General features: G+C 58.9%; 5 protein-coding genes. 2 read left to right on the plus strand and 3 right to left on the minus strand.

Going from position 1 to position 6,608, the window contains the following annotated elements; all coding sequences use genetic code 11:
• Positions 1–7 precede the first annotated feature (7 nt).
• The 3 genes from GCN78_RS18255 to GCN78_RS18265 all read right to left on the minus strand — a co-directional run bounded on the left by GCN78_RS18255 (position 8) and on the right by GCN78_RS18265 (position 3,708).
• Positions 8–1,246, minus strand: coding sequence for a metallophosphoesterase family protein (locus GCN78_RS18255; RefSeq protein ID WP_152252958.1), 1,239 nt, complete (start codon positions 1,244–1,246; stop codon positions 8–10).
• Positions 1,247–1,248: 2 nt separating this feature from the next.
• Positions 1,249–2,652: a recombination directionality factor gene (locus GCN78_RS18260; RefSeq protein WP_152252959.1), complete on the minus strand. Its 1,404-nt coding sequence runs from the start codon at positions 2,650–2,652 to the stop codon at positions 1,249–1,251.
• A 162-nt stretch (positions 2,653–2,814) separates the two neighbouring features.
• Positions 2,815–3,708 (minus strand): site-specific integrase, encoded by an 894-nt coding sequence (locus tag GCN78_RS18265; protein WP_152252960.1) that lies wholly within the window; start codon positions 3,706–3,708, stop codon positions 2,815–2,817.
• Between the two features lie 221 nt (positions 3,709–3,929).
• Here GCN78_RS18265 and GCN78_RS18270 point away from each other — a divergent pair, with 221 nt between their 5' ends.
• Complete coding sequence (locus GCN78_RS18270; protein ID WP_152252961.1) at positions 3,930–4,250, plus strand: H-NS histone family protein; 321 nt, start codon at positions 3,930–3,932, stop codon at positions 4,248–4,250.
• A 513-nt stretch (positions 4,251–4,763) separates the two neighbouring features.
• Positions 4,764–6,536, plus strand: coding sequence for a ShlB/FhaC/HecB family hemolysin secretion/activation protein (locus GCN78_RS18275; RefSeq protein WP_152252962.1), 1,773 nt, complete (start codon positions 4,764–4,766; stop codon positions 6,534–6,536).
• Positions 6,537–6,608: the final 72 nt, after the last annotated feature.

Consider the following 6,608-nt stretch of genomic DNA (forward strand, 5'->3'; position numbering starts at 1 on the left):
CGCCTGTCTAAGCTTCGCCCGCGACCGTTTCTCCTGACAGGGCGGCCATGGCGATGTCGGCGGGTGAGTGGGTGGCTAACTGGGCCAGACAGGTCAATAGGGGCGCCGCTGGCGTGTCTACCTGGCGTGCCCAGGTATCGATTTGCTCTTCGAGTTGAAGGCAGCGTGCCATTCCCTCCGCTCTTGCACGGACAATGGGAATCACACGGCCTTCGAGCTTGATGCCTGCCGCGCCACGAAACAATGCCGTGATCGCTTCGCGGTCGATGGCGGTGCGTTCCTCTTCAAGGCACTGCCAGCGGATACGCACCCAGGCACCTTCGATGGAGTGGCTAGCGACGTATTGGTGCAGTGCATCCATATCCGGCGGCCCGGCAAACGCCAGTTCCAGCGTGCGGCGCGCCGGCGTCGCGACGAGTTCGCAGCAAGCGCCCTCTGCTGTGATCTCCCACATCAAAAAGCCCTTACTACCTTGTTCACCGTAATGCAACCGTCCAATGGAACCAGGGTAGGCGATCATCTGCCCATGCTGCTCCCACGCCTGATGCAGGTGAATATGCCCCAACATGACGGCATTGGCTCGTGCCTGAAACAGCGCGCCTGCGGTAAATTCATGGTCCATTCCCGCCATCGGCACCCCATGTTCTGTCATGCAGCCGATCACGGTACCGTGGGAGAGCGCGATGGTGGGTATGCCCCGCTGGCGCGCCAGCAGATTGCCCGGCGCGTAACCGGCCAGTAGGTCCGCAAGATAGTGGCCCATCGCCTGTCCCGCTTGTTCCGCGCCGGCACCGGCGGCCAAATTCGCCTTATTCATGGTCGGAACGCACGAGCAGAGCAGGGCGCACTCCACATTGCACCATTCTTTGGTATCGAAACGGGCGTGTGTCGAAGCCGTCCATTCACGCCGGCTATTGAGGATGACCTGCTGCAGACGGTTGGCCACATGAATGGGATACCGTCCGCCGAGCAGTGAAAACAGATCCAGCGTACCGGGTGGCTCGTGTGAGAAGGTCCCTTGTAACATCAGCACTGGGCAATGGTCGGCCAGGCGCCGGATCTGGCGCGCAAGCGCCATCAACGCCGGCGAATGGGCATCGAGGGCATGATCGGTGGTATCGCCCGTAATGACGGCGACCTCGGCCTGTCTTGCGATCGCCTGGTCCACGGCATAGGTGAAGCACGTATCGACCTCGGGCAAGGTCGATACTGCATAGTGCAGATCGGAAAAATGAGCGATGCGCATGATTATTTGTCCTTGGCTGGCGCTGTTGGAGTGCGTGGCCTGGATAAAGGCGTGTCGGACGCGCGCAGGCGGGCGTTGACCTTGTCACAAAAGCCCTCCGGATCATTTTGATAGCGTTCCAGTTCCGCCAGCACGCGTTGGCGGCCATTTACATTGCGCCGCCAGCCGGCGCCCCACTGGCGATCAGCAAAGAGGCCGAAGCGCTCCCGATCTACGCCATAGGCTGCGGCGAGGTCGAACAGGGTGTTGATCGCTTCATCTTCGGTAGATGGGGCGTCCTGCGCAGGTAACGCAGACTGCATGGATTCGGGGGCCGGCTTCTGCTCTATAGATGCTCGGGTCTCCGCAGGCTGTTCCGATGTTGCGACATATCCATCATCGGGACTGCCACAGGCTACGGGCGCGTCTTGCTGTTCATTGCGACCCTGCAAAATATTGGCAGCCTGATCCGCCAGGTGTAAAGCGCTTTCATCGTCGTGCTGGATCAAGAGCGAGGAGACATCGATCGGTGCTTCCAGTTCGATGATCCAGTGTGCGCTGCGCACGGATTGCCCGGTTTTGGGATCGATATGCGAGACGTCGCGCAGCTTTTTGCTGAAATAAAAGGGCGTGCGGTGTTGATCCAGGAAGCCGGCAAGACGGCCACCGCGCATGAACGAGATGGTTTCAAAGCGTTCGATGGCGCGGCTCATGGCATAAAAACTGTTCGTGTGCAGCACGAAAGCATCGATCGAGGGAATGCCAGGAATATAAAAAATGAACTTTCCGGTCAGGTTGCATTGCCGGTTCTGAAATTCCGGGCAGTTTTCAGGATCGCAGACGCCATTGTTTTCTGGCCGCAGTTGGAGTGGCCGCCCACCGAAGGTACGTACAACGCGCTGGCTGCGCTCATCAAAGCGGACCGGGGCGTACATTTTGCAGTAACGCGTATGGCCATCCGACGCATATTCGCTCCAGTAGCGCTTGTCGTTGCGTGCCCAGGCGGCCAGTTCGTGTGGCATGACCAGTTGCCAGGTATCGGCAGGAAAGATGACTGGAAAACGATACAGCCGGATGACGCCGTCACCCCGATCCTCGCCAAAGGCCGCCAAAATCTGCGCTGCCAGGGCCGGATTGGGAAAGTCATTCGGACGTACGGTGAACCAGGCCACATTTTTGGGAACAAGCGGTGCCTTGATGTCTGGAAAAGCTTCGGCAATTTTTTGTCCGATCTCTTCAAATGAACAGTTTGAGGCGAGCCCTTGCTCGTAGATCGCCTTGGCTTGCGGATTGCTCGCGGCCGCCTTGGTCAGCACTTTGATGCCCGCCCGAATCGTGCCGCCGGTGGGAATGCGGGCTGGCCGTTCGCCAAGGACCGTTGGCGGAGCGCCTTGCGCAAGCGAGCGATTGACGATTTCCTTGTCCATGATGGTCTCCTTTACGTGAAAATGAGCGATGAACCATCCTCTCATTGGTCTGTAGTGAGTCAACCCGGCTATCGTGTCCCGACTTTTTCCCGTGGCGCGAACGCACGGAGTTGGTCCAGGCAACGGCAAGACTGAATGCGTTCAGGGGCGGGAAGGTAAGGACTACATACGCGGATGTGGTGGTTTCTGGGTACTCTTCGACAACAGGCGGCGCACCGTACCGGCTCGCGTTCCAAGATAAAACGCGATCTCCTCGGCTGTGCAGCCGTCGGCGAGCAGGCGATGCGCGACGGAGCGCCGCGCGCCCAGCACACCAAGGCCAGGCAGATTGGCGTAGCGGAAGATACGTTGCAGGACATCATGTAAACCCTTTTCGGAGGAGGCTTTCGCGCATGGCGAGGTGAACGACTCACCGGTCCGGCTGAGAAATAGGCTACTGTCGCCCTGCAGTCCTCGATATGCGCTCGGATCGCTGACACCGTATCCAGCGGCCACGCGCCACGCCAAATACGCGTCAAGCCAGTACAACGCTGTTGCGTCGCAAAGCAGAAGCGGGCGTGCTATGCCATTCGACGCGGCATGCGCTGGCAGCCATGGTGGCGAGCGGTACCGGCCCGGCGCATCGATGTAGTCGGCAACGGTCATCCTGGCGATCTCATTCGGGCGTGCGCCGGTATGGATAAGCATGAGGAGAAGGGCGATATCGCGCTGTTTGCAGCGACTATGCCGTGCCGTGTGCAGCACTAGTTGCTCAATCTGCGTATGGGCAATGATCGGCGGTGAGGTTGTGGCCGCAGGTTTCGCCAGCGGCACGAAATGTTCCAATGCCTCCAGATAATCTTTCCCATGCGCGCGGATGACCTGAGCAGTGGGAGCACTGTCTTCGTCGATGCCGATCACACCTACGACGGATTGTAGATCTCGCGCTAAATCAGCAACCGATTTGGACACCGTCGACTTCGTGACACGAAACCGCGCTGCGATCTGGTCATAGGTCTGTCCTTGGAGCATGGCCAGAAGCCAGGTCGATGCGAAAGAAGGGGGTCGTGGTTCCATATTTCGGCTTTCGTGGCAACGGTGATTTCCGCTATTGTTGTCGGGCCAGTTGCATGGCTCCAGCCGAAATTGCCCCCTATCGCTAGGTATTTCGATGGCACAATGAGAAATAAGGGGGCTAAAGCACGTGCGAATTGTCTTAGAATGGCGTTGACTTGGCATGCGTGCTCAAGTCACATACAGGTGTCATCGAAAATTTGTACTACTTTCAAGGAGTTCGTATGGATATCTCATCATTGTCACTGGTCGAGTTAAAAAAGTTGGAAGCGCAAGCAATTCAAGAAATCAAGGCCCGACAAAAAGACGAGCTGGAAAGAGCCCGTGCGGAAATGCAGGCGATTGCACAGCGGGTCGGCGTGCCGCTGACCCAGTTGATCGCAGGCGTACCAAAAAATGCAGCGAAGGGAGAGAAAAAAGTTGTGGCTGCTTTGTATCGCAACCCTGACAACCAAGAACAGCAGTGGAGCGGTCGCGGCCGTCAACCTTTGTGGGTCAAGTCGTGGATGGATAAGCACCAGTCGCTCGACGGAATCCGTATCTAATTAAGAAATTTCCAGAGTAAAACCACGCAATTGTTGTGGTAATGACCTCGTCTTGACTATTTCATAGTTATGGGACCGTTGACGCGTTAGATGGGGGCGAAAATCTTCCCCCTATTCTCTTGATGTGATTCTTTGCTAAGTATTCATATATCGACATATACTACCTTGTCTCGAGGGCATCAGCTGTTCATTGATCCGAAGAGCATAGAGAAATCAAATGCTTAGCCGGCTCATTGACCATCGAGTGGAATAAGTTTCGATTATAAAATGTCATGTTCTTACTGATTAGGTAAGCCAAAGCCCTGTTTTTACAGGGCTTTTTTTATGGCCTCGATGCTGGGGTGCCCATTGCCTGCTTTGACGCCACGAGGTCGCGCATCTATTTACTAGTGGTAATTGGATAGTTGAAAGACAGTTACCAAGGAGGTAAAGTTCTCAATAAATAAATTAAGTTGCCCTATAGAAATAATTAATTTATAATTTCCTTACGTAAATAATTACTTAAGGCAACATATGCACCTGCGCTTGACGCCATGGTGCGGTGTATTTTTGTTTAGCGGCACCCTGTGTGCCGCCGTGTCCGCGCAGACCCGTCCTGAAATTGCACCGCCCCTTCCCAATCCGCCTGGCGCCAGCCAGCGCGACGATGCCAGCCAAGAACTTATCCGCCAGCAAGAACGTGAGCGCCTCCTGCGCCAGCAGCAGGAACGCACTCCCGACGTGCGCCTGCTCGATGCGCCCGCGGCCGCGTCCGCCAACCGCCTGCCTGCGGGCGAATCGCCATGCTTTACGATTGACCAGCTGGTGTTGCGAGGCGAGGGCGCCGCGCAATTCCAGTGGGCGCTGGCTGCCGCCGGGCGCGACGACCTGGGTGCGCCGGACTCTGCGCTGGGACGCTGCCTGGGCACGCAGGCCATCAATGTGGTGATGGGCCGCATGCAGAACGCCATCATCGCGCGCGGCTATGTCACCACGCGCGTGCTGGCCGAACCGCAGGACTTGAGCAAGGGGACGCTGGCCTTGACCTTGATACCGGGGCGCATCCGCCAGATCGGCTTTGCGCCCGGCACGAATCCCCGCGCCACGTGGTGGAATGCCGTGCCGGCGCGCCCTGGCGACTTGCTCAATGTGCGCGATACGGAACAGGCGCTGGAAAACTTCAAGCGCGTGCCGACGGCCGAAGCCGATATCCAGATCATGCCGGCCGAGGGCGGCAATGCGAAGCCGGGCGAGAGCGACCTGCAGATCCAGTGGAAGCAGGGCTTGCCATTCCGCCTGGCGCTGGGCCTCGACGATGGCGGTTCGCGCTCGACGGGCAAGCTGCAGGGCAGCGTGACCCTGTCGTATGACCATTGGCTGACCCTGAACGACCTGTTTTACCTGAGCCTGAACCAGAACGTCGACGGTGACCGCGACGGCCCGCGCGGCACGGCCGGCATGGTGGCCCACTATTCGATTCCCTACGCCTACTGGCTGCTGGCCTTCACGGTCAGCGACAGCCATTACCACCAGTCCGTGGCCGGCATCAGCCAGGACTACAACTACAGCGGCGCCAGCCAGAATCGCGAAGTCAAGTTGTCGCGCCTGGTGTACCGCGACGCCTCGCGCAAGACGACGGTGTCGCTACGGGGCTGGCAACGTTCCGCGCAAAACTTCATCGACGACACGGAAGTGGAAGTGCAGCGCCGCCGCATGGCCGGCTGGGAAATCGGTATCGGCCACCGCGAATTCATGGGCCAGGCGACCCTGGACGTGAACCTGCAATACCGGCGCGGCACGGGCGCGATGGAGGCGCTGGCCGCGCCCGAGGAAGCGTTTGGCGAGGGTACCTCGCGCATGCGCTTGCTGCTGGCCGACGCGGCCGTGTCGGCGCCGTTCACGCTGGCTGGCCAGCCGCTGCACTACACGGGCAGCTGGCGCACGCAGCACAACCGTACGCCGCTGGTGCCGCAAGACCGCTTCGCCATCGGCGGGCGCTACACGGTGCGCGGCTATGACGGCGAAAGCAGCCTGTCGGCCGAACGGGGCTGGCTGCTGCGCAACGAGGTCGGCGTGCCGCTGGGCAGCAGCGGCCAGCAAGCGTATGCGGGACTCGATCATGGCGAGGTATCCGGGCCGTCCGCGGAATGGCTGATCGCGCGCCGCCTGACGGGCGGCTTCGTCGGCTTGCGGGGGCAATGGCTGGGCGTGCAGTACGACGCCTTTGTCGGCTGGCCCGTGCATAAACCTGAACTCTTCCGCACGGCCAGTCATACGGCAGGTTTCAGCCTGAACGCCAGTTATTGATATTTAGCAATGTAGTTACGTAGTTTTAAAGAATTAAGTCACTAAACGCAGCCATCCGCCAGACGTTTTCCT

This window comes from Janthinobacterium rivuli (assembly GCF_009208735.1).
Lineage (GTDB): Bacteria > Pseudomonadota > Gammaproteobacteria > Burkholderiales > Burkholderiaceae_D > Janthinobacterium.